Raw genomic sequence first — 1,167 nt, forward strand, 5'->3', positions numbered from 1 at the left:
ACGCTGCGGCGTCTGCCCGAGCCGCCAACGCATGTCTTCCTGCAGGCCGGCGATCGCGGCCGCGAAGCCGCCGACGCCGGCCTGCAGGAAGACATGCGTTGGCGGCTCGGGCAGACGCCGCAGCGTCTCGCGCACGATCACCGTATAGCCCTGCATGACCAGGCCGGGGACGCGCTCATAGCCGAGCCAGGAAGTGTTGGAGACGATCTTCCAGCCGCGCTCGGCGCCGACGCGCGCGACCTCGCGCACCGCATGGTCATAGCCGCCCTCGACCTCAACGATCTCGGCGCCGAAGCGGGCGATGGCCGCGACCCGCTCGCGGCTTACGCCGGCATGGACGAAGATCACCGACCGCGCGCCGACGAGGCTGGCGCCCTGCGCGACCGAGCGGCCATGGTTGCCGTCGGTGGCGCAGACGAAGATCATGCCGGAGGCGATCTGGCGCACCCGGGCGTCGTTTATCTCGCCGATGTCGACGTCTCGCCCGAGCCACTTGCCGGCCTCCTCCAGCACCAGCCGCATGACGGCATAGGCCCCGCCCAGCGCCTTGAAGGAGCCAAGGCCAAGACGCTGGCCCTCATCCTTGACATGAAGCGCGGCGATGCCGAGCTCGCCGGCCAATGCCGGCAAGGCATGCAGCGGTGTTTCGGCATCGCTTTGGCGCGCCTTGAGGTAACGCTCGGCCCGCTCTCCTCCCGCCCTGCCGAGCGACTCGGCATCGGCGGCAACCAACGGCTGGTTGTGTTCTGGGCGTTGGTTGAGAAGCAGCATGCTAGTCTTCCTGCGAGGCACTGAACTCTGTCCGCGGGCCTGATTCGGGCGCGATTCTGGACGCTTTCATTGGCTAAGTGATTGAAGTTTGTTTCGATTGGATGTCGCCGGATGTTCGTTTCGGAGGGCTCGACACCGCCAACTTGACTATTTTTGGGGGTATTTCGCTTCGGTTGCAGGGTGCGGGCGTGGAGGTGCCGGTGTGGAGCCGAAAGCCGACAATTCACCACGGCAAGCGCTTGCCATCGCGAAAGAAGCCGCCGGTCGGGCCGTCGTCGGGCAAGGTCGCGGCCCAGACGATGCCGGCAGCGCCTTGCGCCACCGGGCGTCCGCCCGGTCCGCCCATGTCGGTCGCGACCCAGCCTGGACAGATCGCATTGACGAGCACGCCCGAGC

The 1,167-nt window shown here is 67.4% G+C and carries 1 protein-coding gene; it reads right to left on the minus strand.

Features of this window, described 5'->3' with window-relative positions; all coding sequences use genetic code 11:
* On the minus strand, positions 1 to 771 hold a 771-nt coding region (locus EOA27_RS37320; RefSeq protein ID WP_127258816.1), incomplete at its 3' end, for a diaminopropionate ammonia-lyase.
* Positions 772 to 1,167 lie beyond the last annotated feature (396 nt).

Origin of the sequence: Mesorhizobium sp. M2A.F.Ca.ET.037.01.1.1, assembly GCF_003998075.1 — a bacterium.
Taxonomy (GTDB): Bacteria; Pseudomonadota; Alphaproteobacteria; order Rhizobiales; family Rhizobiaceae; genus Mesorhizobium.